This window comes from Microbacterium sp. 05T445 (genome assembly GCF_056395865.1).
Window position 1 is genome coordinate 1,619,722 of record NZ_JBFTKJ010000002.1, and the last position, 24,751, is coordinate 1,644,472.

Genomic DNA, 24,751 nt, shown 5'->3' on the forward strand with positions numbered 1-24,751 from the left:
CAGGGTAGTCATCGAACGGATGCCGGCTGCCGCGGCATCCGATCGCCGTCACGGGGCGTCGCGCTCAGTTCTGGAACTCGTAACGGATGCTGTCGTCGTCCGGCATGACGATGACGTGCCCGTCCTGCTGCGTCCAGCCGTCGTGGAGGAAGAACAGGCGCCCCCCGCTGACGACCAGGAGCCGCAGGCCCGTGTAGCGGTACAGCGGGGCGTCTGCGCTGCCCACCGACGTCTCGACGACTCCCGGTGCCGCGATGGCGAGCTCCACGGGGCTGTAGACGGTTCCGCGGGGGAGTGTCGCGACGCCGCGTTCGTAGTCGGCGGCGAGCCGCTGGCCGACGGACTCGGCGAAGTCCGCGGTGCCCCAGAAGAGCAGGAGGGTCACGAGCGTCGTCACGAACGTCGCCTCCATCACGCGACGCGTGCGGGAGGACGCCGAGGCGGGCCCGGGTGACGCGTGTCGCAGGATGCGCAGTCCCCATGCGGCCAGGAGCACGCACACCGCGATGACATACGGATGCAGTGGGAGGGCGGCATCCGGCCGGATCAGCACCACGAGCAGGAGCGCGGCCGCCGCGATCGTGCCGATGACGATCGCCGCGCGGGCGAGTCCGCGGATGAGTCGGACCCCCTTGCCGGCATCCAGCGCGGCCCGGAGGTACTGGTCCAGCGCGTACCAGCCGATCGCCACGATCGTCAGCAGCGCGAGCGGCAGGAACAGCGAGTTGATGCTGCGCAGCATGTAGTCCTGAGGCGTGTAGCCGAACAGGCTCACGTCCAGCCCCATCGCCTTGGCCTGCGCGTTGGAGCGGGCCCAGCCGAAGTACAGCAGGAGCGCGGCGCCGATCGTGACGGGAGGGCCGACCGCGGAGATCGCCTTGAGCGTGCGCGACCACGGGTCGGGCGGAGGCTCGGCGGGCTCAGGAGCGGCCGGGACGGCTTGTTCGCTGTTGCTCGAGGGAGCGGACCGCGTGGCTCGCGACATGCTGCACCGTCATTCCGAGGGAGAGGCGGACGGCTCGGGGCTGGGGGATTCGCACACGTCGGGCTCGGGATACACGAAGTCGACCGTCCCCAGCACCTCCCCATCGGGGGTCGCCGCCTGGATGGTGGACTCCTGCCCGGGCGTGCCGACCGGCATCTCGAAGAAGAGGTGCTCCCGCGCTCCGATGGTCAGGTTCAGGCCGTCTGAGCTTCCGTCCACGGTGAGCACGGTGGTCGGGAGCAGCCGCCCGTTGAGCACGTACCAGCGACTGCCGCAGACGTGCCCATCCTCCGCGGGTTCCTGCGGGATGACGCCGTTGAGAACCAGCTTGCAGGCGACGCCATCCGCCGGAGCGGTCGTGACGACCTCGACCTCGGGGTGCTCGGCGTGGAACGCGAGCGCCCGCTGGAGCGCCACCTGCACGGCTGCGCCGTGGCACGCCCCGCTGCCCGGATCCTCCGGGGGTGGATCGAGCGCGTCCACCTGCGCCTTGGCCTCAGCCCATACGGCGTCGCCGCCGCCGGCCATCGCGGCGCATGTCGTGGCCGCGGCGGTCCAGAGAGGAGCCTCGAAACCGGCACGGACCGCCGCATCGAGCGCGGCGCAGTCCCGGTCACGCAGCAGCAGGTACCAGCTCTGCTCCGGGGGATCTCCCGGGGATGCCGGCCCCGGGGGCACCCATGACAGCACGGGATCCGGTTCGCTCGGCTCATCGGGCGCCACCGGGCCGACCGGTCCGGGTGCGGGTGGAGCAGGGCTCGGAGCGGGTTCCGTCTGCTGCGCGGCCGGCTCTTCTGTGGTCGATGCGACCGGAGCGCAACCTGCGGCGGCACTCACGAGAAGCGTGACGGCGACGGCGATCACAGTCCGTCGCGCGAGGGGTGCCCGCAGTGTCCAGCGTGCCATGGTCCGCTCCCTGTCTGCTCAGGAACGCGGGGCCCGGCTGTCGTGCGGGGCCGGAGCCCGCCCGTCACTGCACAAGAGCGACGCCGCGGAGCGGCTGATACATGTGCGGCCCGTCCGCGAATGGTGCTGCGGATGCCGTGGGTCGCGGCATCCGCTCGCTGTCAACCCCCTCCCTGGCCCCGGCACTGTAGGCAAGCGTTGACTCCGGGATAACCCGTCCCGGCCAGGGGAGGGCCGCCAGGCACCCCGGAAAGGAGCTTCGCATGAGTATCGGAGCAGGAATCGTACTGTTCGCGATCGGAGCCGTCATCGCGTTCGCACTCAACGTGCAGGTCGACTGGGTCGACCTCCACATGCTCGGCTACATCCTGATGGGCGCCGGAGTCGTGATCTTCCTCCTCGGGCTCGTGATGATGATGCGCCGTCGCCGCTCCGACGTCGTGACGCGCACCGCGGTCGACCCGGCCTCCGACGTGGAGGTGACCCGCCGCACGACCCGTACACCGGACGACACCGTCGGCCTGTGACACGAACGGACCCCGACCACAGGCACGGGGGCGCCTTGGTCGGGGTTCCGGCGCGCTCAGACGCCGTCGATCTGCGCCACGAAGCCGTCGAGCCCTTCCAGCGTGATGGGGGCGCCCAGCAGCGCCTCGTGCTCGGCACGACGGGACTCCCATCTCTCTCGAGACATGACGTACCGGTTGTGGAGCACCGCGGCGCCCTCACGGGCGACGTGGAACGCCCCGTCGGGCTCGTAGCCGGCACGTCGCGAGACCGCGTTCGACGGCCCGTTGTCGACGAAGGCGCCGGATGTCGCCTCCTGCGCGCCGAGTCCTGCGAACGCCAGATGCAGCATGAGCAGCCGCATCCGGGTGCCGATGCCGTACCCCTGGTGGGGGCGCCCGAGCCAGGAACCGGTGGACACTCGGCGCAGCACCGGCCACTCGTCGGCCGTGATGCCCTGGATGCCGACCGGGACGCCCTCATGGACGACGGCGAGTTCGAGCGCGAACGCCGTGTGGGAGACCCGCGAGCGGGCCGCCCACTGATACGTGAGCACGCTGCGTGCGACCTCCTCCGCCGTGCCGCGCGACCACGGGTGCTCGAAGGGCATCGCACCCGGATCGTGGATGCCGCGTCCCGCCAGCTCCGCGAGCTCGACGAGCAGGTCGTCGTCGATCCATCGGAGCTCGAGGTCTCCGGAGCGCACACGCACCGTCGAAGCCGGCCAGAGGTGGGCGAGAGCGTCGGGGTGCGGCATCTCGGAAGTCTGTCAGATCCGACCCCGGGCTCGGGAGGGGGCCACGGAAATGGCCAGGTCCCGTCCGAATCGACGTAGAATGGGCAGGCGCCCACTCGAATGGGCGCCTGCCCACTAGGATGGAACATGCCGACTGGTCGATCTCTCGCCGACGCCCGCACCATGCTGCTCGATGCCGGCCGCATCGTGCTCGCCGCCGACGGCCCGAGCGGGCTGACCAGCCGAGCGGTCACGGACGCCTCGGGCGTCGCCAAGGGCGTCCTCCACCGCCACTTCGCCGACTTCGACGCCTACCTCACGGCGCTCGTCACGGAGGAGGCTTCCCGCATCCGCGCGGTCGAGCCGGCCGTGGCGACGTCCGCGCCGGCGGCCGTGGCGGACGTGATCGAGCAGATCTTCACGCCGACGATGACCGGGCTGGTCACCATCGTGATCACCCGTGACGATGTCCGGCGGCGCGTCGACCCCGAAGGAGGGCGGGGGATCCCGCTGCTGGGTGACGCGGCATCCGTGCTGGCGGATGTGCTCGCCGCCGAGCGCGAGGTCGGGTGGATCCGTGCCGACGCGGACACCGCGGTGCTCGCCCTCGCCCTGGTCGGCAGCGTGCACCTGCTGACCGCGGGGGCGGCGGGCGTGCTCCCGGATCAGGACAGCATCCGCGAGGTCGTCACGGCGCTCCTCGCCGGGTCGATCACACCGCGCTGAAGGGGCGAGCGCCCCGTGGTGGGCGCGCGGCGCTCGCTCCGCGGGATGGTGCGTCCATCCCGCTGCCGCCCTGGGCGCTAGCCGGCTGTCACGCCTGCGCGCGGCCGGTGCTGAGCGGTCGTGTACCAGTCACCGCGCGCCCGCTCGATCGCGAGGCCCACGTCGAACACCGTGGCGTCGTCGTACGGACGCGCCACCACCTGGACCCCGATGGGCACGTCGTGCGCGGAACGCGCTACCGGCACCGCCAGGACCGGGTTGCGGTTGGCGATGTTGAACGGCATCGTCAGCATCGCCTCGACGTGACTCGCGTGATGCTCGCCGTCGATGGTGATCCCGTCTTCGTAGTACTCGTCGGCCAGGAACGCGGGGATCGACGCGACCGGGCACACCAGGGCGTCGTAGTCCTGGAAGAGCCGCGCCAGCACCAGGTGCACGGCGATCTTGCGCTCCTCCACCTCGAGCGGGCCGATCTCTGCGGCCGCGCCCCGTGCGAGCTCGATCGCCTGGAGCGTGGGCGGCTCAGCGAGGTCGGTCCGTCCCTCGAGGACCGACTCGATCCACGGCACGAAGCTCGAGCCGAAGTGCGCCCACGCGGTGTCCGCGACGAAACGGTGGTCCAGCGGCACCTCGACCTCCTCGACCACCGCGCCCGCGGTGCGCAGCCACTGCGCCGCCTGCGCGACCGCCTCGCGCACTTCGGAGACCACACGGTAGTCCCCGAACGTCGTCGCAAGGGCGATGCGGCGTCCCGTCAAGTCGGCGTCGGGCATGAGCGGTGCGCGATCGGGCAGGCTCATCTGATCCATCGGATGCTGCCCCGCGATGGCGTTCTGCAACAGCGCGACGTCGAGTACGGTGCGTCCCATCGGACCGTCGGTGCAGAAGTCGTCCATGTAGTTCCCCGGCACCGTCGGCACGCGGCCGAAGGGCGGCTTGTAGCCGACCACGCCGTTCATCGACGCCGGGATGCGCGTGGACCCGCCGATGTCGGAGCCGGTCGCCAGCGGCGCGTATCCGGCGGCGAGCGCCGCGCCCGAGCCGCCGGACGATCCGCCGACGGCATAGGCAGGGTTCCACGGGTTGCGCGTGATGCCCCACATGCGGGTGCGCGTGAACGCCGCGATGCAGAACTCCGGCGTGGTCGCCCGGAGGAACGGGATGCCGCCCGCCTGGAGGATCCGCTCGACGATCGGGTGCGTGGTCTCGGCGATGTCTCCCAGCAGCGGGGACCCCAGCGTCACCGGGTGCCCCTGGATCGCCTGGGCCTCCTTGATGATGACCGGGAGGCCTTCGAGCGCCCGCGCCGTGCCGTCGGCCCAGCGCCGGGTCGATTCCGCGATCGCCGCGTCCAGCGGCAGCACCTCACCTGTCACGGCGTTGACGACGGGTTGCACGAGCTCGATGTGCGCGCGAAGGGCGCCGATGTACTCCGCCGGGGTCAGGCTTTCGGCGCGGTAGCGATCCAGCACCTCGTGCGCGGTGAGGAAGGCAAGGGGTTCGGTCATGGCAAGAGCTCCTCTTGGTGGGCGGGTCAGGCGGTGTGCGCGTCGGCGCCGCCGACGACGGTGCGCACGATGCGCGCGGTGTGGATCTCGGCGGGATCGAGAAGGAACGGGTCGCGGTCGAACTGGACCAGATCGGCGCGCATGCCGACGGCGACACGTCCGGAATCGCGGGCCCCGCAGATCTCGGCGGAGCCCGCCGTGTAGGCGTTCCAGATCGCATCGAGAGGGAGGCCTTCGGCAGGCAGGAATGCCGGCGCGTCGAAGCCCAGCAGATCTGTCGGCGGGCGCCGGTTGACGGCGATGTGCATACCGAGGACCGGATCGGGCGACGACACGTTCCAGTCGCTGCCGACCGTGAGCCGCGCGCCGGACTCGTAGAGCGAGCCGTACAGCCACTGCAGCTCGCGCCGCTCGTCGCCCAGCTGCGGGAGGACCAGTTCGTCGCGATCCGGGAGCGCACAGCCCCACAGCGGTTGGATGTTCGCGGTCGCGTCGACGGTTCGGAAGCGCGGCAGGTCATCCGGTTGGATCACCTGCACGTGGGCGATGTGATGCCGTACGCCGGTGTGGCCGTTCTCCCGCCGCGCCGCTTCGATCGCGTCGAGGGCATCACGGACCGCCCGATCGCCCAGCGCGTGGAAGTGCGCCTGGAACCCGCGCGCGTCCAAGAGCGGAACGGCGTCGAGCAGCGTCTCGCGGGTGATGAAGCTGAGCCCTCGATCCGGGGTCTCGTGTCCGCACGCGTCCCGGTAGGGATGCACCATGGCGGCCGTCCGCGCTTCGACCACGCCGTCGAGCATGAGCTTCACGGACGTCGCGCGGTACCGTCTTCCGTACGCGCGATCGCGCTGAGCGACGAGGTGATCGATCTGCTCCAGCCCACGCTCGCGGTCCCACCAGAGCGCGCCGACGACGTCGGCCACGAGGGTGCCGGCGCGATCGGCGGCGTCATAGACGTCGAAAGGATCGTCGTATCCGCCGTAGGCGCCGACGAGCGCGTCCTGCCAGCCGACGATCCCGAGCGAGAACAGATGGCGCTGCGCGTCGAGAAGGCCGTCGGCGTACTCCGCGGCGGTCTTCCTCGGCATCAACGCGCTCACGAGCGCCATGGCACCTTCGTAGAGCATCCCGTCCGGTTCGCCGTCCGCGTCGCGCCCGATGCGGCCGTCAGCGGGGTCCGCGGTGCTGCGGCCGATCCCCGCCAGCCGCAGAGCGGCGCTGTTGACCCAGGCACTGTGGGCGCCGCGTTCCAGCATGTAAGCGGGACGCTCGCCCGCGACACGGTCGAGCATCTCGGCCGTCGGGTGTCCGCCCGCGAACGAATCCATGTTCCATCCGCCGCCGGCCACCCACGCTGCGGCGGGATGTCCGCTCACATAGTCGGCGATCACCTCGAGGCACTGTTCGGCGGTGACGCAGTCGTACATCGAGCAGTCGCGCATGCTCAGGCCGCCGAACACGGCGTGGATGTGGGAATCGCGGAAACCAGGGCTCAGCAAACCTCCGTCGAGATCGACGAGCTCGGTGTTGGGGCCGGCGAGTGCGCGCAGCTCGACGTCGGGGCCGACGGCGCTGATCCGGCCGGCGGTGACTGCCACGGCGCACGATCGGGTGGGGCGCGAACCGCCGAGATAGACGGTGCCGTTGAGATAGATGCGGTCGGGGCGTGTGGTCATCGTCCGACTCCTTCCGTGTGGGGGATGGGGGCTGCCGCCGGCGTCGAGAGCGGCTCATGCCGCGCGGCGGCGCCGCGGGGCATCGACGCGAGCAGCGTGCGGGTGTACTCCGTCCGCGGGGCGGTGAGGAGATCGCGGGTGGCGCCGTGCTCCTCGACCCTGCCGCCGCGCAGCACGACCGCCTCCTCGGTGATGTACTGCACGACGGCCAGGTTGTGGGTGATGAACAGGTAGCTGAGCCCCTCTTCGTCGCGCAGATCCTGCAGCAGGTTGAGCACCTGCGCCTGCACCGAGACGTCCAGCGCCGCGACGGCCTCGTCGAGGATCAGGGTCTGCGGCCTGACCGCCAGCGCCCGTGCGATCGCGGCCCGCTGTCGCTGACCCCCCGAGAGCAGCCCCGGACGCGACTGCCGCTCGCGGTCGCCGAGCCCGACCCGCTCGAGCAGCTCCACCGCGCGAAGGCGCACATCGCCTCGCGCGTGACCGTGGAGCCGGAGGGAGCGCTCGATGGCGTCACCGATGGTCCTCCGCGGGTTGAGCGAGAGGTACGGGTCCTGGAACACGATCTGCACGCGCCGGGCTCGCGCCAGCCGCTGGGCGGCTCCGCGTGGAGGCCGCACCGGCTCGCCCGCGACGAGCACGTCGCCCGAGGACGGGCTCTCCATCCCGAGGATCACCTTCGCGATGGTCGACTTGCCGGCTCCCGACTCGCCGATCAGGCCGACCGACGATCCTTCGCCCACGGTGAGGGACACATCGTCCAGCACCTGCTTCTCGTGGCCGTGCGAGCCGAAGGTCTTGCTGACGCCGACGAGTTCGATCGCATTCATGCGGACACCTGCACGCAACGGAGGACACGGTCGCCGACCGCGATGGTGGGGATGGACGGCACGTCGCAGTCGGGGGATCGGTACCGCGCGCACCGGGCCGAGAAGCGGCATCCTGTCCCGTCCGCAGCCAGTGGAAGGACTCCGCCCGGGATCGCGGGCAGCCGGTGACCGATCGGGTCGCTCACACGAGGGATGGCCGCGAGGAGCGCGGACGTGTACGGATGCCTCGGGGCCGACAGCACCGCATCGGCCGGGCCTCGTTCCTGCACCTGGCCGGCGTACAGAACGCAGAGCTCGTCGCAGAGCTCTCCCGCCAGGTCGAGGTCGTGGGTGACGAACACCACCGCGACTCCGGTCTCCTCTCGCAGGCGCCGCAGCAGCTGCACGATCTCCGCCTGTGTGGTGACGTCCAGGGCTGTCGTCGCCTCATCGCAGATCAGCACCTTCGGCGCCGGCATCATGGCGGCGGCGATGACGACGCGCTGGAGCATCCCACCGGACAATTCGTCGGGATAGCTGCGCAGCACCCGCGCGGGCTCGCGCAATCGCATGATGGTGAGCAGCTCCATCGCGCGGGCGCGCGCGGCGACACGGGTGAGCTGCCCCGACGTCGTCACCGCCTCGAGCAGGAAGTCCTCGATCGGATGCAGCGGATTCACGCTCGCACGGGGGTCCTGGAAGACGATGCCTGCCACGGCGCGGCGGATCTCCCGGCGCTGCTTGGCCGACGAGCCCACGATGTCGACGCCGTCGACGGTGATCTGGCCCGACACCTCCGCGCCTGCGGGAAAGCTCCCGAGGATGGCCCGGGTCAGCAGCGACTTGCCGCTGCCGGACTCGCCGACGATGCCGACGCACCATCCTGGCGCCACGTCGAGCGAGACATCGTCGAGCACCGTGCGCCGCGACGCGGCACCGGGCAGACGCATCGAGAAGCCGTCGATGGTGATGATGGTCATCGGCGTGTCCCTTCCGAACGTGCCATGAGGCTCTCTCCTACGGTGTTGACCGAGACCACGACCATCACGAGCGCGACGGCGGGGATCGCCATGACCCACCACGCACCGAGCAGCAGTGACGGCAGGCTCTCGTTGAGCATGAGTCCCCAGTCCGCCTCGGGCGCCTGCACCCCGAGCCCGAGGAACGACAGGGCGGCGAGGTCGACCATCGCGTAGCCGAAGCTCACGATGCACTGCGACATGATGATGGGTGCGACGTTGGGCACGACGCTCGTGGCGAGCGTTCGGCCGCCGGAGAAGCCCATGACCTGATCCGCGACGACATACAGCTTGGTGCGCTCGGAGAGCACGACGCTGCGGGTCAGGCGTGCGATCACGGGGGAGTACGCGATCGCGATGCCGATCGCCGGAGCGACGATGCCCGGACCGAAGAGCGCGACGGCGAGCACCGCGGTGAGCAGGCCGGGGAAGGCGAACAGGAAGTCGATCACGCGCGTGAGCACCTGGTCGGTGGCGCCGCCGTACCACCCCGCCGCGGCCCCCATCGACACACCGATCACGACCGAGACGACGATCGCGATGACAGGTCCGACCACACTCGTGCGCGCACCGTAGAGCAGGCGGCTGAGCGTGTCGCGTCCGCTGCCGTCGGTGCCGAGGATGTGGCCCTGCGTCCCCGGTGGCGCGTTCATCAGGCCCAGGTCCACGGCATACGGGTCGTAGGGCGCGAGCAGCGGAGCGAAGATCGCACCGATCGCGAACACGACGAGGATGGCGAGCCCGATCCGGAAGCCCCAGGACGACCGCGCGCGCGTCGGCGTCTGTCGCACGGCGCGCGCCGTGCGAATGGCGGTGGTGCTCATGTCAGGACCTCCCAGTCCGACGCAGGCGGACATCGATCAGCGGTGTCACGAGGTCGACGATCAGATTCGTGAGGATGAAGGCGGCGACGATCAGCAGGGTCACGGCCTGCACGACGGCCATGTCGAGGTTCTTGACCGATTCGACGATGAGGCTGCCGATGCCGTTGAGTCCGAACACCGACTCCACGAGCTGGCTCGTCACCAGCAGGCCCGCGACGAGCACGCCCGAGAAGGTGAGGATGGGCACCGCCGCGTTGCGAGCGACGTGGTGACGGAAGACGTACGTGCCGGCCAGTCCGCGCAGGTGGGCCGACTCGACGTGATCGGCGCCCAGCTGCGCGCGCACCGAGGAGCGGGTGATGCGGGCCATGAGACCGACGTAGCTGATAGCCAGGGCGATCGCCGGCAGCGTCAGGTGGTAGATCCTGTCGAGCGGATCGGGGCCGCCGGCGCCGAAGGTGGGGAACCAGCCGAGCATGCCCGAGAAGACGAAGAGCAGGACGAGCGCGGCCACGAAGGCGGGCAGCGCCGACATCGCCGCGGTTGCGACGAGCACCGACCCGTCGATGCGGCCGCCACGCACGGCAGCCGCCGCGCCGAGCGCGAGGCCCACCACCACGATCAGCAGGCCCGTGTACATCACCAGCCAGGCCGTCGTCGGCAGGCGGCCGGCGATGAGCTCGCTCACGTCCTGCTGGAACTGGATCGAATAGCCGAAGTCCCCGTGCAGGATGCCGGTGAACCAGTTCCAGTACCGCTCCAGGAACGGCAGGTCCAACTCGTACTGGGCGCGCAACTGCGCGACGAGCTCGGGCGTGGGCTTGCGCCCCCGCATCAGCACCGACAGCGGATCGCCGGGCACCAGGTAGAGCGACGAGAAGACGATCACCGTCGTCAACCACATCGTGACGACCGCGCCGAGGACGCGGCCCCCCACGACGCGGGAGAAGTCGCGGGCCCGGGAGCTCACCCCTGGTCCTCGCCGTAGTCGAGGGCTGCACCGTCCAGGACCAGCGATTGGGATGCCGGGCGCCGGTCGACGGCGAACCACACCGGGTCGTCGGTGCCCGGGTGGATCGGGTACTGCCCGGCGAGCGATGTCGACAGCTGCAGGCGCAGCCGGTGACCGCGGCGCATCCGGTAGGCGGTGTCGCCGAGCCGCAGCGTGAACGGCGTCGTACCGTCGGCGACCACTTCGCCCGCATTACCCAGGATGAACCGCGCGTCTCCGTCGGGCGCCACGTCGTACAGCCGCGCGACGACGAAGGTTCGTTCGGTGGCGGCCGAGATAACGCCCGTGAAGGTGCACCGACCGACGAGGTTCCAGGGCTCATCGGCAGCGAGACCGTCGAAGACCGTCGTGTCGCGCCGGTCCGCGAGCGACGATTCGTCGGGCAGGCCCGCACGGTTCTGATCCCATTCGCTCGGGATGAGGAAGGGCACAGGGTCGGCGGGGTCGTGCAGCCAACTCACGGCGCCCGTCGTCGGGTCGGGCGTGAGCGCCCCGTCGGCGGCGGGGTGCAGTCGCCGGGTGCGCGTGCTCCGCGGCGGCCAGGTAGACGCCTCGCGGTCGCCCACGCCGCACAGTTCGTACCGCACCCGCGGCGATGCCCATCGCCCGACCCCTCCGCGCAGGTAGTGGTCGAAGAAGGAGATCGGCAGTTCCAGCAGCGCGGGGATGTGACGTGCCAGCGCATCCCGGTCGATGCCGAAGTCATCGGCGGCGGCCGTTCCGTCCGGTCGCCACCGATAGTCCTCGTGGTCGCTGGACCACATCACGAGGAACTGGTGCTCGGACGCGGGGGAGTCCAGCGCCGCGTTCCAATCGTCCAGCTGCCAGAACTGGAGGTTGTCGAACCACCCGCCGGTGTGCAGCGCGGGGATGTGCAGGGCGCCGGCCGGGTTCCCGTCGGGGAACACCGTCGCTGCCATGCCGTCGGGATCGCCCAGTCGCTCCACGTAGGCGCGCAGCAGCGCGTCGCCCGATTCGAGCGACGGGTGCACCATGTCGATGGCGGGGATCGTGGCGTGATCGGTGCCGTGCTCGAGCACGAGCTCCTGCACGGCCCAGGCGTCGACGAGCCAATCCAGCAGCGTGAGTGTCGGCATCCCGCCGCCGGGCGACATGTCGAGGAAACGATGACCGGTGACCCTGGGCACCATCGCCTTATGGGCGGGGTGTCCGGCGCTGGCCAGCGCCCACTGCGTGAAGCCGTAGTACGAGTCGCCCCATGTGCCGACGCTGCCATCCGACCACGGCTGCGCGACGATCCAGTCCACGGTGTCGTACCCGTCGTGCGCCTCGTTGACGAAGGGTTCGCGCTTGCCGCCCGAGCGGTATTTGCCGCGTACGTCCTGCGCGACCACCGCGAAGCCGTGCGCGGCGAAATGCGCACCGATCTGCGGGATGAAGGTGTACCGGCCGGTCTTGTCGTAGGGCAGCCGGATCAGCACCGTCGGCACTCGGCCGAGCCCGGGCCCTGGGAGGTAGACGTCGGTGGCGAGCAGAGTGCCGTCACGCATCGGCACCTCGGTCTGCGTGGCGCGCCCGTCAGGCACGGACTGGCCGAGAACGGTCGGGATCGGGTGAACGGTGGTCATTCGGCTGTGGCCTTTCCGACGGTGGCCGCCCAGGGGCGGTAGAGGAACGATTGGGTGGGAGCGGCGCCCGTGACGCCTTCGCTCTGGTAGAGGCGGATGTACTGCGAGGCGAGTGGGATGATGTTCCGCCCCTCGCTGTAGAGCCGCTGCGCCTCGGTGATGGTGGTGGCCCGCTCGTCGTCGTCGGTCTGGGTGCGGCTGAGCGCGACGAGCCGGTCGAACTCGGAGTCGCTGAAACCGGAGGCGTTGAACACCGAATCGCTCGTGTACACCTGGTAGTAGGCCGACGGCTCTGCGAAGTCGAGGTAGCCCTGCCAGAGCATCAGGTCGGTGCCCACCCGCGCCGCGTCGTCGAAGTAGAGCGACAGGTACTCGCTGTCGTTCTGGGCGTTCAGTTCGATCTCGATGCCCACACGGGAGCCGGCATCCTTGACCGCCGTCGCGAGCTGGGTCGCCTCGGCGATCGCGGCCGGGTAGCTCAGGACCGCCGCATCGGTCGGAGCACCGGCCTCCGCGACGAGCTTCTTCGCCTTGTCGAGGTCGGTCTTCGCGGGCGGCAGTGCGTCCCACGCCTGCTGGAAGATGTCCTCCGAGTAGCCCCAGGCCGACTTCGGCGTGAGCGTGCGCAGCTCGGCGGCGGCCTGCCCATAGATGCCGTTGCGGATGCCGTCGTAGTCGACGGCGAGCGCGAGTGCCTCACGCAGACGTGGGTCGGCCAGAGGCCCGTCGGCGACGTGCACGAACATCATCGTGGTGAGGTCGAGGCTCGGGCCGTAGGCGACCGTGCCCTTCGACGCCGTCAACTGCGGGATCGAGGCGACCGGGAACCCGAACGCACCGTTGAGATCCCCCGTCTGCAGGGCGGTCGTCGCGGTGGCGGCGTCGGTGATGAAGCGGAACTCGACGGTGGGCGTGAGCGGCTTACGTGCGGCATCCCAGTAGTTCGGGTTCTCCTGCAGGGTGATGCGTTCGCCCTTGTCCCAGCTCTCCACCGCATAGGGGCCGGTGCAGACAGGCAGGCCATCCGGCGAGCCGAGGGCGGCACCTGCGACGGTCGCGGCCGATGCCTTCAAGATCGCCGCCGACGGCAGCGCGAGGAAGCGCTCGATGAGGCCGTCCGGTTCGCTGAGCGTGATGGTGATCTCACGGTCGCCGGTCTGATCGATCGACGTGGCGGACGTGTAGGCAGCACTCCATGACGATGCGAGGGCAGGGTCGAGATAGCGGCGGAGGCTGAACAGGACGTCGTCGACGGTGACGGGGGAGCCATCGGAGAAGACGATGTCGTCGCGCATCGTGATGCGGTAGTGCAGCTCGTCGATCTCCTCGACCTGCCCCAGGTTCGGCGTGAAGCTCATGTCGGGCTCGATGCGCAGGATGCTCTCGCACACGTTCGCGACGACCGCTGAGTTGGAGTCGCTCGACGAGAACGCCGGGTCGAGGGAGTACGGCTCGCCGAACGGCAGGTTCCACACCAGCCGTTGCAGTCCCTCGGTGGCGGCCGGGGTCTCGAGCACGAGCTCGACCTCGCCGGGTGCGTTCGCCGGCGTCGCCGCGCACGCGGTCAGCGCCAGCAATGCACCGGCCGCGATGGCGGCGGTGACTCGTCGCGTGTTCGACACAGTGTCCTCCTCGACCTCTCGCGCACCGCCTCGTCGCGGTGCGTCGGCTACATGGAAGCGCAGATCGAAGTAGTTTGTCAACATGACAAAGTATGGTTGTTCGTCAGAATGACGATTTTGACGACACGACGTGGTGGGCGTCGTCTGGCAGAGTTGCGGCACGAGAGAGGGAGGCGCTGGTGAGGCCGAGTCTGGCGACCGAACGCCAAGCAGAGATGCTCGAAGCGCTGGCGGAATGCGTCGCCGAGGTGGGCATCGAACGACTCACCGTCCAGGCGGTCGCGGACAGAAGCGGCTGGAGCCGGGGACACGTTCGGCATTACCTCGGCAACAAGGCCGACCAGCTGAACGCGCTCGTCGATCTCTATGCGGAGCGCTACGCCTCGACGCTCGAGCGCATCGTCGATGAGGCACCCGTGGGTGCGCGCCGGCAGGCGGTGCACGACGAACTCTTCGGCGAAGCCTGGCAGGACGCCCATCCGCAGGACGATGTCGTGCTCGACGCACTCACCGCCTACGCAGCGGCCAATCCCGACTCGGGGATCTCATTGACGCCCATGTACCGGCGCATCGTCGTCGCGATCGGCATCGCACTGACCGAGCGCTTCGACGAAGACGAGTCGACCGCGCGCGCAGAAGTCACCCTCGCGCTCGCCTATGGGCTATCGAGCATGATCCGGCTGGGGGCCTTCGGGCGTACCGCAGCCGCGAAGCACGCTGCAGACGTGCTCGGACTCGGTGACGCGCCCCACGGGTGACACCTCACCACGACGCCGGGGGCGTGGCGACCACCCCCAGACGTCGTCAGCGGAGCAGGTCCAGCGCCGCTCCCACGACGCTGTCGGCGTCGATGCCGTGGTGGCGGTACAGGTCGTCGAGGTCGCCGGACTGCCCGAACCGCGAGACGCCGAGGTTGCGCGACTCCACGTGGTGGACCGAGGAGAGGAACGCGAGCGTGTGCGGGTGCCCGTCGAGCAGCGTCACCATCGGGCGAGCGCGCTCGGCAGGAAGGATCTGGTCGAGGATCCACGACGGCGCGGTCTCGTCCGTGCCCCGCCGCGACTGCAGGGCCTCGAAGATCAGGCCCGGGCTGGTCACGCACACCACGTCGGCAGGGTGCCCCATCGCACCCAGCCGTTCCGCCGCCTCGAGGGCTTCGGGAACGAGGGCACCCATGGCCACCAGCGTGATCTCGGGCTGCTCGGCGGCGCGCAGCAGGTAGCCGCCGGCGGCCACCTGCTTGCGACGGCGTTCCCGCGCCGCGGGGTCCGCCGGGACCCGGGCGAGGCTCTGATCCAGTGGGCGCGTCGACAGCCGCAGGTACGCCGAGCGTCCTCCCGGCTTGCCCATCTGCGCCATCGCGGCCAGGAGCGTCCACTCCACGTCGATCACGAATGCCGGCTCGAAGGCGAGGCACTCGGGCTGCTCCAGGCCGATCGAGGGCGTCTTGATCGACTGATGCGCACCCCCTTCGGGGGCCAGCGTCACACCGGACGGGGTCCCCACGAGGATCGACTGCCCACCCGCGTACATCCCGTACGACCACGGCTCGAGGGCGCGCTCGACGAAGGGGTCGTAGATGGTGCCGATGGGGATGAGCGGCTCGCCCCAGCGGCTCCAGGTGGTGCCGAGCTCGCCGATCAGCGAGACGAGGTTGACCTCGGCGATGCCGAGTTCGATGTGCTGGCCGGTGGGCCGCTCCCGCCAGTGCAGGATCGTCTCGTTGTCGTCGTCGAACCAGTTGCGGCGTTCCTCGACCGACCACACGCCGACCTTGTTGATCCAGCCGCCGAGGTTCGTGCTCGAACTGACGTCGGGGCTGACAGTCACCACGCGCCGGGCGGCATCGGGCGCCACGCGCGTGAGCTCGACGAGCGTGCGACCGAGCGCTGCCTGCGTCGTCGCCACGCCGTGAGGGGTGCGCCCGAGATCCGCCGGCACCGGTGGGGGACTGGTCGGCGCGATCCGCGGCCGCTCGAGACGCTGTGCGGTGGCGGCGCACAGCCGGCCTTCCGGACTGTCGTCGGGGAACCGTCGCCAGGGCGACGCGGCATCCTCGCCGAGCCGGTCGGCGAGCTGCGCGAACTGCTCGACACTGAGCAGCGACGAATGGTTCTGCGGGTGCCCCTCGATGGGCAGCCCCCGCCCCTTGACCGTGTAGGCGATGATCACCGTCGGGCGGGAGTCGTCGATCTGGGCGAACGCCGTCCGCAGCGCCTCGAGGTCGTGGCCGCCGAGATTGCGGACCAGGCTCAGCAGTTCGGCGTCGCCCATGCCGGCGATGAGCGAACGGATGCCGTCAGCCCTGTCGCCGGCGCCGGGCAGTCGGTCGCGAAGCTCGGCCGCAGAGCAGCGGAGCAGCCGCTGGTACTCGGGGTTGGGCATCTCCACGATCCGCGCACGCAGGTCGTCGCCGCCGGGCAGCTCGAATGCCCGCTGGAGCTCCGTGCCGAACTTCGCGGTGAGCACCTGCCAGCCCGCGGCGTCGAACATCTTCTCGATCCGGGTCGCCGCGATGTTCGGCACGACGCGGTCGAGCGACTGCCGGTTGAGGTCGACGATCCAGACGATCTCACCGAGGTCCTGGACCGAAGGATCGAGCACCGCCTCCCAGATCGCACCCTCGTCGAGCTCGGCATCGCCCAGGAGCGAGTACTGGCGCCCGCGGTTGCGACGGCCGGTGAGCGTCTCGGTGTATCGCCGTGAGATCGCGCCCCAGATCGGCGCGGTCGCACCGATGCCGACCGATCCGGTCGAGTAGTCCGCCGGCACCGGGTCCTTCCGCCGGCTGGGGTAGCTCTGCAGCCCGCCGAACTGGCGGAGAGTCGTCATCCACTTCTCATCGAGCTCGCCCAGGAGGTACTCGATCGCATGCAGCACCGGTGACGAGTGCGGCTTCACCGACACCCGGTCCTCGGGCCGGAGCTGCTCGAACCAGAGCTCGGTCATGATCGTCACCATCGAGGCGCTCGACGCCTGGTGGCCACCGACCTTGACCCCGGAGGCGGTCGTGCGCACGCGGTTGGCGTGGTGGACCAGCGCGGTGGCGAGCCACAGCACCTTCTGCTCCAGCGCACGCATCGCGGTGAGCCGGTCATCCTCGGTTCGAAGGTCCACGTCGACGTTCATCGGGCAACTCCCATGTTTGAGCTTGTGCGCACACAGCATGTCCGAACGCGACAGCACGCGCAATCGCGGTTCGAAATCTGAGCATCCTGCGCAATAATCGAGAAACACGACGAAGGGAATGGGGCACAGTGAGCAGATCGCGGGCCGATGCCACCGACCGGGCGATCCTCGACGCCCTCATCCGCGACGCGAGCGCCACAGGCGTCGCCATCGCCGATCGCACCGGCCTCTCGCGCAACACGGTGCGCGCGCGACTGCAGCGCTACGAGGACGACGGCGCACTGCTGCCGTTCGAGCATCGGATCTCGCCGCGGTTCCACGGCTTCCCGCTGCGCGCCTTCGTCACGACCACGGTCGTCCAGCGCGAGCTCGGCACGGTGGCGGACATGCTCGTGGCCATCCCCGAGGTGCTCGAGGTGAGTGGGATCGCGGGCAGCGCCGACCTCATGATCCAGATCGTGGCGCGCGACACCGAGGATCTCTACCGCGTCGCCGGCGCGATCCTCGACATCCCCGCCGTGGTGCGGACCGAGACCGCGCTGGTCATGCGCGACCTCGTGCCCTACCGGGCCGCACAGCTGCTCGACGAGCAGCGCTGACAGCACCCTGCTCGGACGCAACGCCCGACGCCGTGCGCGCTCAGTCCGCCATCTGCCTGCGGAGCCAGTACTCCGTCTGATCCACGTGCCCTGCCGCCGCGGCCGACGCCGCCCAGGGATCGCGGGCGACGAGCCCTCGCACGATGGCACGGTGCCCGGCATCCGAGAGAAGCTTCATCTGGACGGCGTCGTCGGGATCGAGGATCCGGTACTGACGCGTGCGGGAGCGCAGGACGTCCAGCAGGCTGGTGAGGGCATCGTTGCCCGCCATCCGCGCGATGCGCATATGGAGCTCGTGATCGAGGCGGGACTCCTCTTCGTGCTCGTCGCTCGCCGCGATCCGCTCCACGAGCTCCTCCAGCTCCGCGAGCGCGTCGGGGTCGGCCTGAGCGGCGGCGACGGCGGCGGAGTGGGTCTCGAGAGCCCGTCGGATGTCGACGAGCTCGAGGATCGCGTCCAGCGGGAGCAGGTCCATGGTGAGCGAGAGGCCGCCGATGAGGTCGGCCGGACGGAGTGCGCTGACGTAGCTGCCTGATCCGTGCCGGGTCTCCAACACACCCAGTGCCGCCAGCATCCTGATGGCCTCGCGCACAGAGCCACGCGACACCCGTAGCTGCTCACACAGCTCGCCCTCGCTGGGCAGCTTGTCGCCGGGGCGGAGCGCGCCGTCGGCGATGAGCGCACGCAGTCCGTGCAGTGCGGTGTCGAGAGCGCCCATGATCCTCCTTGCGAACTCCTACGAGTGTGGCCAAGGATCGACCGTCGCGGAAGTTGTATAACAATTATGAGATCTGGATGAGCAAACTGGCATCATAGACACCCGATGTGCCAAAGTTGTGCGACAACTTCCCCCCTTTTCCGTCTTTCTCAAGGATGAGCCCCGCCATGGACGACCTCCGTACGGCCGCCCGCATCGAACCGGTGCGCCTCGCGTCTTTCGACCGGGCGCGCGACGCCTGGCCCCTCGATCCCGCGATCGTCCACCTGAACCACGGCTCCTTCGGAGCGGTGCCGAGCGAGGTCGTCGCCGTCCAGGACGAGCTCCGTCGCGCGGCCGATCTCAGCCCGGTCGGCTGGTTTCCGCGTATCGCCGAGAAGGTCGCCGCCGCCCGCGTACTCACGGCCCCCTTCGTCGGAGCCGATCCCGACGACGCCGTCTTCGTCCCCAATGCGTCTGCCGCGGCGACGGTCGTCTTCAATGCGCTGCGATTGGATGCCGGTGACGAGATCCTCGTCACCGACCACGGCTACGGCGCCGTGACGATGGGCGCCGCCCGCCTGGCGCGCCGGTTCGGCGCCCACGTACGTACGGTGCCGATCGGACTCTTCGATGACGCAGACGCGGTCCTTGCGAGCTTCGCGGCCGCGATGGGCCCCCGGACACGCCTCATCGTGGTCGATCAGGTCACCTCGCCGACCGCCCGCCGGCTTCCCACCGCGGAGATCACCGCGCTCGCGCACGAGCACGGAGTCCGCGTGCTGGTCGACGGTGCGCACGCTCCGGGACTGATCCCGGACGCGGCGGCCGAAGGCGGCGGCGACTGGTGGTTCGGCAACTTCCACAAGTGGCCGTGCGCACCCCGGGGATCGTCGATGCTCGTCACGCGGGCCGAGGATCGCGACGACCTCTGGCCGCTCATCGACTCCTGGGCCGCGGGGGAGCGGTACCCGGCACGCTTCGACTCCCAGGGCACGCTCGACGCCACCTCGTACCTCGCCACGCCCGACGCCCTCGCGTTCGTGGAGCGCGAGTTCGGGTGGGACCGGACCCGCCTCACCCTCGACGCGACGGCGGATGCCGGAGCGCGGATCATCGCCGACGCGTTCGAGCAGCACTCGGACGAGCCGGCGCTGGTCGATCTGCCGATGCCGGTGCCGTCCATGCGGCTCGTCCGTCTGCCGCGCGGCATCGGTCGCACCCGCGAGGAAGCCGACGATCTGCGGATGCGCATGTTCGACGAGGTGGGCGTCGAGACGGCCTTCACCAGCTTCGCCGGCGCCGGCTACTTCCGCCTCTCGGTCCACCTCTACACCGAGCCCGGCGATTTCGAGGCGTTCGCAGAGCGCTGCGTGCCCCGCATCCTCGCCGCTGCCGCAGCATCCTGACCCCCTACCTGCAACACCCACCCACAACGAAAGGAAAGCCCATGGTGGATCGCCGACGACTCACCGCCATCGCCGGAGCGGGCACCGTCGCCCTGCTGGCGCTCACGGCCTGCTCGAGCGGTGCATCGAGCGCCGACAGCGCCGATGGCAAGGTCACGCTCCAGATGGTGGAGAGCCTCACCAACCCGGATCGCACGAAGCTGATCCGGGGAATGCTCGACGATTTCGAGGCCGAGAATCCCGGTATCACGGTCAAGCTCGTGTCGCCGCCGACCGAACAGGCCGACACGACGATCCAGCAGATGCTGCAGTCCGGCAAGGGCGTCGACGTCCTCGAGGTGCGCGACCTCACGGTCGGCCCGTTCTCGAACAACGGCTGGCTCTACGACCTGTCCGGTGATCTGAAGACCTGGGACGGCTGGGACGCGCTCACCGACAATGCGAAGGCGGCATCCGCACAGGAGGACGGCAAGAGCTACTTCTTGCCCTACGGCTTCTACGGCCTGACCCTGTTCTACCGGACCGACCTCGTCGAAGAGGCGGGCTTCTCCGAGCCGCCGCACTCGTGGACGGACCTGCTCGAGCAGGCCTCGAAGATCCAGGATCCGGCGAACAACCAGTTCGGCTACGCGTTCCGCGGCGGCAAGAACGGCAGCTCGAACGTCGTCGCCGCGATCGAGGCGTACACGGCCGACGACCTCGACCCGGCGAACGCGTTCCTCCTCGAGGACGGATCGACGATCTTCTCCGCGGCGGAAGCGCAGGATGCCGTCGACGACTACTTCGCGCTGTTCACCGAGGCCTCGCCGCCGTCGGCCGTGTCGTGGGGCTACCCCGAGATGGTCGCCGGCTTCACCAACGGCACCACCGCCTTCCTGCTGCAGGATCCGGAGGTGATCGCGACGGTCTCCGCGTCGACGCTGAAGCCCGAGCAGTGGAGCACCGCCCCGCTCCTCGTCGGTCCGACCGGCAAGGCTGCGCAGCCGCTGGCCGTGGCGGGATGGGGAGTGGCCGAATCGAGCGAGCACAAGGATGCCGCGGTGAAGCTCGTCGAGTACCTCTCGTCCGAGGGCCCCGCGACGACGTTCGCCCAGAAGAACAGCCTCGTGCCGATCATCGCGGGCGCCGCGGAGGACCCCTACTACGCGACAGGTCCGTGGGCCAGCTACGTGACGATGACGCAGAACCCCGACACGTACGTGAACGTGCAGCAGCCTCGCGGCGAGGCCTGGTGGACGGAATGGATGCAGAAGGCTGACCAGGACGTGCAGAGCGTCCTGCTGGGCAGCATGACCACCGAGGACCTGCTGTCGTCGTGGGACTCCTACTGGACCGACAAGTACTCGAACGGATGATGTCGTGACGTCGACGTCCACTGTCGAGCGCCCGGCCGGCTCTGCCGGCCGGGCGGCTCCGGCGGGTCGATCGGGCCCGCTCGCCCCGCCGCCCGCCGGGCGGCGCCGCACCACCTTCCGCGCCCGCCATGCGCTGATGATCCTGGCGTTCCTGGCACCGGCGATCGTGTTCGTGGTGTGGTTCACGTACTACCCGATGCTGCAGGGCGCGCGCATGGCGTTCCTCGACTACAACCTGTGGGATCTGACGTCGACGCCCTTCGTCGGGTTCGACAACTTCGTGCGGGTGCTCACCGACCCGGTGTTCCCCACGGTCGCGGGCAACACCGTACTCTGGGTGGTCGGATCGCTGGTTCCGCAGTTCGTCATCGGGTTCCTGATCGCGCTCGCACTGCGCCGGCGCTTCCGCTTCCGCGGGGTGTACCAGGCTCTGATCTTCTTCCCGTGGGCGGTCTCGGGCTTCCTCATCGGGATGCTGTTCCGCTGGATGTTCAACGCAGAGTTCGGCGTGATCAACGACCTGCTGATGAAGGTCGGTGTCATCTCGACGCCGATCCCGTGGCTGGCCGACCCGACGCTGGCGATGTTCGCCGTGATCACGGCGAACGTCTGGTATGGCGTCACGTTCTTCGCGATCATGATCCTCGCCGCCTTGCAGTCGGTGCCCGACGAGGTTCTCGAGGCGGCGAGCATCGACGGCGCGGGCAAGGTCCGTCAGCTGTTCTCGATCGTGATTCCCTACATCGCCACGACGCTCCTGCTCACCGTGCTGCTCCGGGTGATCTGGATCTTCAACTTCCCCGACATCATCTGGGCGATGACCGGCGGGGGACCGGCGGGTAGGACGCACATCCTCACCACGTGGATGATCAACTTCACGCAGCAGGGCAACTACGGCACCGCGAGCGCGATCGGACTCATCATCGTCGCGGTCCTCTTCGTGTTCTGCGCGTTCTACCTCTTCGCGATGCGGAAGGCGAGGCGATGAGCGCCACCATGACCCTGACCACGTCCCGCCAGGATGCCTCGCGGCCGGTCGCGCCGCCGCGGCGCAGGATCACCGCCGGCGGAGTGGTGAAGTTCGGCGGGCTCGGGCTGTGGCTCGTGATCAGCCTGTTCCCGCTGTACTGGATCGCCCTGACGTCGTTCAAGTCGCCGCAGACGATCAATACGTTCCCGATCGAGTACTGGCCGTCCGATCCGTCGCTGGACAACTACGCGAACCTGTTCGGCAACGCGAACTTCGGCGTGTTCCTCGCCAACTCCGCGGTCATCGCGCTGGTGGCCGGCGCCACTGCCACCCTGATCGCGCTGCTGAGCGCCTACGTGATCAGCCGGTTCGAGTTCCGCGGCAGGGGAGCGGTCATGATCGCGTTCCTGCTCACCCAGATGATCCCGGCATTCATCGCCCTCGGCCCGCTGTACACGATGATGACCGACCTGGGTCTGGTCGACAATCGCTTCGGCCTGATCCTTGTCTACGTCGCCGTGTGCATCCCGTTCTCCACGGTGATGCTGCGCGGGTTCTTCGAGAATGTGCCCGATGCCCTCGAAGAGGCCGCGATGATCGACGGATGCTCGCGACTGGGCGCGTTGTTCCGCGTGCTGGTCCCCGTGATGACGCCCGGCATCATCGCCGCGTTCATCTTCAACTTCGTCAACTGCTGGAACGAGCTGTTCCTGTCGGTCGTGCTGCTGCAGTCCGAGGAGAACCGCACGGTCCCGGCGGCGTTGAACGGCTTCATCTCCACCTTCAACGTGGACTGGGGCTCGATGTCCGCAGCGGCGGTACTCACGATCCTGCCCACGATGGTGCTGTTCGCCCTCGCCAGCCGCTGGATCGTTGCCGGTCTGACCGCCGGATCGGTCAAGGAGTAGCCGGCAGAGCCCGCGGGATGCGTCCGTGTCGACGCAGTCCCGCGGGCTCGCCGGCTTCACCACGTGACGGTCTTGAGCCGCCGGGGCTGCGCGGCGGTCGTGTACCCGGAGCCGCGGATCACCGCGGGGGAGTGGGGCCAACCTGGCGGCAGAAGCTCCGCACCCTGACTGTGCGGCCGCTACGCCTTGCTCAACAGGTGCGCGGTGGGCTCGTAGTCGATCTTCCAGTCGACGTAGACCCCGGCGATGCCGTCCTCTGGACAACGCAAGCCCACCGACACCCAGCGCACCTCTCGCTGTGCGGTGAGCGCGAACCCGGTGGCCGCGGTGAACACGTCGTTGTCGCAGGTGCAACGCGCCTGCTCGATCTCGTCCACGTCGTCGAAGTGCTCGTCGGAGTCCGCGATCCCCGCCTCCCGCTCGCATTCGGCGCAGATTCGGGCAGCGAGGCCGACCTCGTCGTCGAACACGAGCAGGAAAGTGCCGTTCCCGCATTCGCAGACGGCTTCGATCACTTCGTCGACGCGGTAGCCACCGGCGGCGAACTCCTCGATGCTCGCGCGGAGCTCATCGAAGGGTTGATGGCTCGACTCCGTGGGCGCGGCATCCATGCAACCGATCATCTCGCACTCACGCGCGACAGCGGCATCCGGCTTCACTCACTAGGTTCAGTGTGTGAGCCATCCGATGCCGTATGCCCCCCTGCCGATCTGCCAGGCCGACGTCACGTACGAGTACGGCCAGGACTCCGTTCCACGCGCCGGAGTCGAGGCGGGCTCGCTCGAGGAACTCCATCTGGATCACAGCACGCGGTTCCCGGGCACGTCACGGAAGATCTGGATGCACCGACCGGCGGGCCTCGCCGCGTCCGACGAAGCCGCCGTGATGTTCTTCAATGACGGCTGGTGGTACCTCGACCCGGACGGCGACGTACGCGGCGCCACGGTCCTCGACAACCTGGCGGCCGCCGGGGATCTGCCGCCGATGATCGGCGTCTTCGTCGACCCCGGCGTGCTCGACGTGGACGGCACGCCGACGAAGCACCGCAACGCGGAGTACGACGCCTTCGACGATGCTTACGCGAGCTTCCTGCTCGAGGAGGTGCTACCACTTGTGGAGGAGCGCTTCACCATCTCGGAAGACCCGATGATGCGGGGGATCTGCGGGGGAAGCAGCGGCGGCGACGCCGCTATGACGGCGGCCTGGAGCCGACCGGACGGCTTCGGCAGAGTGATCACGTTCAACGCGAGCTTCGCCCAGATCCCCGGCGGGAATCCATACCCGGCGGTGCTCGCGAGCGCGACCCACAGGCCGTTGCGAGTATTCCTGCACGCGGCGCACCGCGACCTGAACTGGAACGCGCGCGAGCACAACTGGTTCGCGGAGAACCTCGAGACCGCTGCCGCGCTCGCCCGCGCCGGGTACGACTTCCGGCTGGTCGTCGGTGATGGCGGGCACAGCCCGAACCACGGGGGAGTACTTCTCCCCGACGCCATGCGGTGGCTGTGGAGCGGGCAGGCGTGCTGAACCTCGCGGGTTCGCCGCGTCGCTGATCTGGAGCCGGGCGGTGAGTTCGGGGACCTTCTCGTCTCGGAGCTCGACATCGACACCAGCACCGGGCAGATCGTCGGCAGCCGGGAGTCGTATCCGCATCGAGCAACGGACCTGATGCCGCCAGGAGTCGCGTGGGCGTCGTGGGTCATCGAAGTCACCGGTCGTCGACGAGGCACCCAAGCCCTAGCGCTGTCCGTCCGGCGAGCCTCAT

Annotated in this window: 23 protein-coding genes; 9 read left to right on the top strand and 14 right to left on the bottom strand. The window is 69.4% G+C overall.

All coding sequences use genetic code 11. The features are described 5' to 3' along the window. Positions 1-64 precede the first annotated feature (64 nt). Together AC1DDU_RS17200 and AC1DDU_RS17205 are read right to left on the bottom strand one after the other, a co-directional pair. Positions 65-985, bottom strand: coding sequence for a hypothetical protein (locus AC1DDU_RS17200; RefSeq protein ID WP_477436210.1), 921 nt, complete (start codon positions 983-985; stop codon positions 65-67). Positions 986-994: 9 nt separating this feature from the next. Then, entirely contained in the window at positions 995-1,891 is an 897-nt protein-coding gene (locus AC1DDU_RS17205; RefSeq protein WP_477436212.1) for a hypothetical protein, read from the bottom strand. Positions 1,892-2,154: 263 nt separating this feature from the next. Between AC1DDU_RS17205 and AC1DDU_RS17210 the strand changes: the two genes are divergently transcribed. Next, positions 2,155-2,418 (top strand): DUF6458 family protein, encoded by a 264-nt coding sequence (locus tag AC1DDU_RS17210; RefSeq protein WP_477436214.1) that lies wholly within the window; start codon positions 2,155-2,157, stop codon positions 2,416-2,418. 56 nt (positions 2,419-2,474) lie between these two features. Here the strand turns inward: AC1DDU_RS17210 and AC1DDU_RS17215 are convergent, their stop codons facing one another. Next, entirely contained in the window at positions 2,475-3,155 is a 681-nt protein-coding gene (locus AC1DDU_RS17215) for a GNAT family N-acetyltransferase (RefSeq protein ID WP_477436216.1), read from the bottom strand. A 126-nt stretch (positions 3,156-3,281) separates the two neighbouring features. Here AC1DDU_RS17215 and AC1DDU_RS17220 point away from each other — a divergent pair, with 126 nt between their 5' ends. Beyond that, positions 3,282-3,860, top strand: a complete 579-nt coding sequence (locus AC1DDU_RS17220; RefSeq protein WP_477436218.1) for a TetR/AcrR family transcriptional regulator — start codon at positions 3,282-3,284, stop codon at positions 3,858-3,860. A gap of 77 nt (positions 3,861-3,937) precedes the next feature. Here the strand turns inward: AC1DDU_RS17220 and AC1DDU_RS17225 are convergent, their stop codons facing one another. Genes AC1DDU_RS17225 through AC1DDU_RS17260 form a run of 8 tightly spaced genes read right to left on the bottom strand, consistent with a single transcriptional unit; the run spans position 3,938 to position 13,919 of the window. Beyond that, positions 3,938-5,368, bottom strand: a complete 1,431-nt coding sequence (locus AC1DDU_RS17225; RefSeq protein WP_477436220.1) for an amidase — start codon at positions 5,366-5,368, stop codon at positions 3,938-3,940. Positions 5,369-5,394: 26 nt separating this feature from the next. Further along, positions 5,395-7,044 carry an amidohydrolase gene (locus AC1DDU_RS17230; protein ID WP_477436222.1) on the bottom strand — a complete coding sequence of 550 codons (1,650 nt, stop codon included), beginning with the start codon at positions 7,042-7,044 and terminating at the stop codon, positions 5,395-5,397. Then, the gene (locus tag AC1DDU_RS17235; protein ID WP_477436224.1) at positions 7,041-7,874 is read right to left on the bottom strand and encodes an ABC transporter ATP-binding protein; all 834 of its coding nucleotides are present in this window, start codon (positions 7,872-7,874) and stop codon (positions 7,041-7,043) included. The genes AC1DDU_RS17230 and AC1DDU_RS17235 overlap by 4 nt, the downstream gene beginning before the upstream one ends. Beyond that, entirely contained in the window at positions 7,871-8,833 is a 963-nt protein-coding gene (locus tag AC1DDU_RS17240) for an ABC transporter ATP-binding protein (RefSeq protein WP_477436226.1), read from the bottom strand. The genes AC1DDU_RS17235 and AC1DDU_RS17240 overlap by 4 nt, the downstream gene beginning before the upstream one ends. Then, positions 8,830-9,696, bottom strand: coding sequence for an ABC transporter permease (locus AC1DDU_RS17245; RefSeq protein WP_477436227.1), 867 nt, complete (start codon positions 9,694-9,696; stop codon positions 8,830-8,832). Before AC1DDU_RS17245 ends, AC1DDU_RS17240 begins: the two co-directional genes overlap by 4 nt. 1 nt (position 9,697) lies before the next feature. Beyond that, complete coding sequence (locus AC1DDU_RS17250) at positions 9,698-10,666, bottom strand: ABC transporter permease (RefSeq protein WP_477436229.1); 969 nt, start codon at positions 10,664-10,666, stop codon at positions 9,698-9,700. Further along, the gene (locus AC1DDU_RS17255) at positions 10,663-12,297 is read right to left on the bottom strand and encodes a CocE/NonD family hydrolase (protein WP_477436231.1); all 1,635 of its coding nucleotides are present in this window, start codon (positions 12,295-12,297) and stop codon (positions 10,663-10,665) included. Before AC1DDU_RS17255 ends, AC1DDU_RS17250 begins: the two co-directional genes overlap by 4 nt. Next, positions 12,294-13,919, bottom strand: a complete 1,626-nt coding sequence (locus AC1DDU_RS17260; RefSeq protein ID WP_477436233.1) for an ABC transporter substrate-binding protein — start codon at positions 13,917-13,919, stop codon at positions 12,294-12,296. The genes AC1DDU_RS17255 and AC1DDU_RS17260 overlap by 4 nt, the downstream gene beginning before the upstream one ends. A gap of 215 nt (positions 13,920-14,134) precedes the next feature. Between AC1DDU_RS17260 and AC1DDU_RS17265 the strand changes: the two genes are divergently transcribed. Next, on the top strand, positions 14,135-14,677 hold the full coding sequence (locus AC1DDU_RS17265) for a TetR/AcrR family transcriptional regulator (protein WP_477436235.1): 543 nt from the start codon (positions 14,135-14,137) through the stop codon (positions 14,675-14,677). A gap of 46 nt (positions 14,678-14,723) precedes the next feature. Here AC1DDU_RS17265 and AC1DDU_RS17270 read toward each other — a convergent pair whose 3' ends face one another. Then, positions 14,724-17,048, bottom strand: a complete 2,325-nt coding sequence (locus tag AC1DDU_RS17270) for a transketolase-like TK C-terminal-containing protein (RefSeq protein WP_477436237.1) — start codon at positions 17,046-17,048, stop codon at positions 14,724-14,726. 128 nt (positions 17,049-17,176) lie between these two features. On the opposite strand from AC1DDU_RS17270, the gene AC1DDU_RS17275 reads away from it, so the two are divergent. Then, positions 17,177-17,647, top strand: coding sequence for an Lrp/AsnC family transcriptional regulator (locus AC1DDU_RS17275; RefSeq protein ID WP_477436238.1), 471 nt, complete (start codon positions 17,177-17,179; stop codon positions 17,645-17,647). Between the two features lie 40 nt (positions 17,648-17,687). On the opposite strand, the gene AC1DDU_RS17280 is transcribed toward AC1DDU_RS17275, so the two are convergent. Further along, complete coding sequence (locus tag AC1DDU_RS17280) at positions 17,688-18,365, bottom strand: FadR/GntR family transcriptional regulator (protein ID WP_477436239.1); 678 nt, start codon at positions 18,363-18,365, stop codon at positions 17,688-17,690. 167 nt (positions 18,366-18,532) lie between these two features. Here AC1DDU_RS17280 and AC1DDU_RS17285 point away from each other — a divergent pair, with 167 nt between their 5' ends. The 4 genes from AC1DDU_RS17285 to AC1DDU_RS17300 are packed head-to-tail and all read left to right on the top strand — an operon-like array spanning position 18,533 to position 22,986. After that, the gene (locus AC1DDU_RS17285; RefSeq protein ID WP_477436240.1) at positions 18,533-19,753 is read left to right on the top strand and encodes an aminotransferase class V-fold PLP-dependent enzyme; all 1,221 of its coding nucleotides are present in this window, start codon (positions 18,533-18,535) and stop codon (positions 19,751-19,753) included. Between the two features lie 41 nt (positions 19,754-19,794). Beyond that, positions 19,795-21,108, top strand: a complete 1,314-nt coding sequence (locus AC1DDU_RS17290; RefSeq protein WP_477436242.1) for an ABC transporter substrate-binding protein — start codon at positions 19,795-19,797, stop codon at positions 21,106-21,108. Positions 21,109-21,112: 4 nt separating this feature from the next. Continuing rightward, a complete protein-coding gene (locus AC1DDU_RS17295) occupies positions 21,113-22,096 on the top strand; it encodes a carbohydrate ABC transporter permease (protein ID WP_477436244.1) in 984 nt (327 codons plus the stop codon). Next, on the top strand, positions 22,093-22,986 hold the full coding sequence (locus AC1DDU_RS17300) for a carbohydrate ABC transporter permease (protein ID WP_477436246.1): 894 nt from the start codon (positions 22,093-22,095) through the stop codon (positions 22,984-22,986). Before AC1DDU_RS17295 ends, AC1DDU_RS17300 begins: the two co-directional genes overlap by 4 nt. A 179-nt stretch (positions 22,987-23,165) precedes the next feature. Here AC1DDU_RS17300 and AC1DDU_RS17305 read toward each other — a convergent pair whose 3' ends face one another. Next, positions 23,166-23,645 (bottom strand): hypothetical protein, encoded by a 480-nt coding sequence (locus AC1DDU_RS17305; protein ID WP_477436248.1) that lies wholly within the window; start codon positions 23,643-23,645, stop codon positions 23,166-23,168. A 28-nt stretch (positions 23,646-23,673) separates the two neighbouring features. On the opposite strand from AC1DDU_RS17305, the gene AC1DDU_RS17310 reads away from it, so the two are divergent. Next, complete coding sequence (locus AC1DDU_RS17310; protein ID WP_477436250.1) at positions 23,674-24,513, top strand: alpha/beta hydrolase; 840 nt, start codon at positions 23,674-23,676, stop codon at positions 24,511-24,513. Positions 24,514-24,751: the final 238 nt, after the last annotated feature.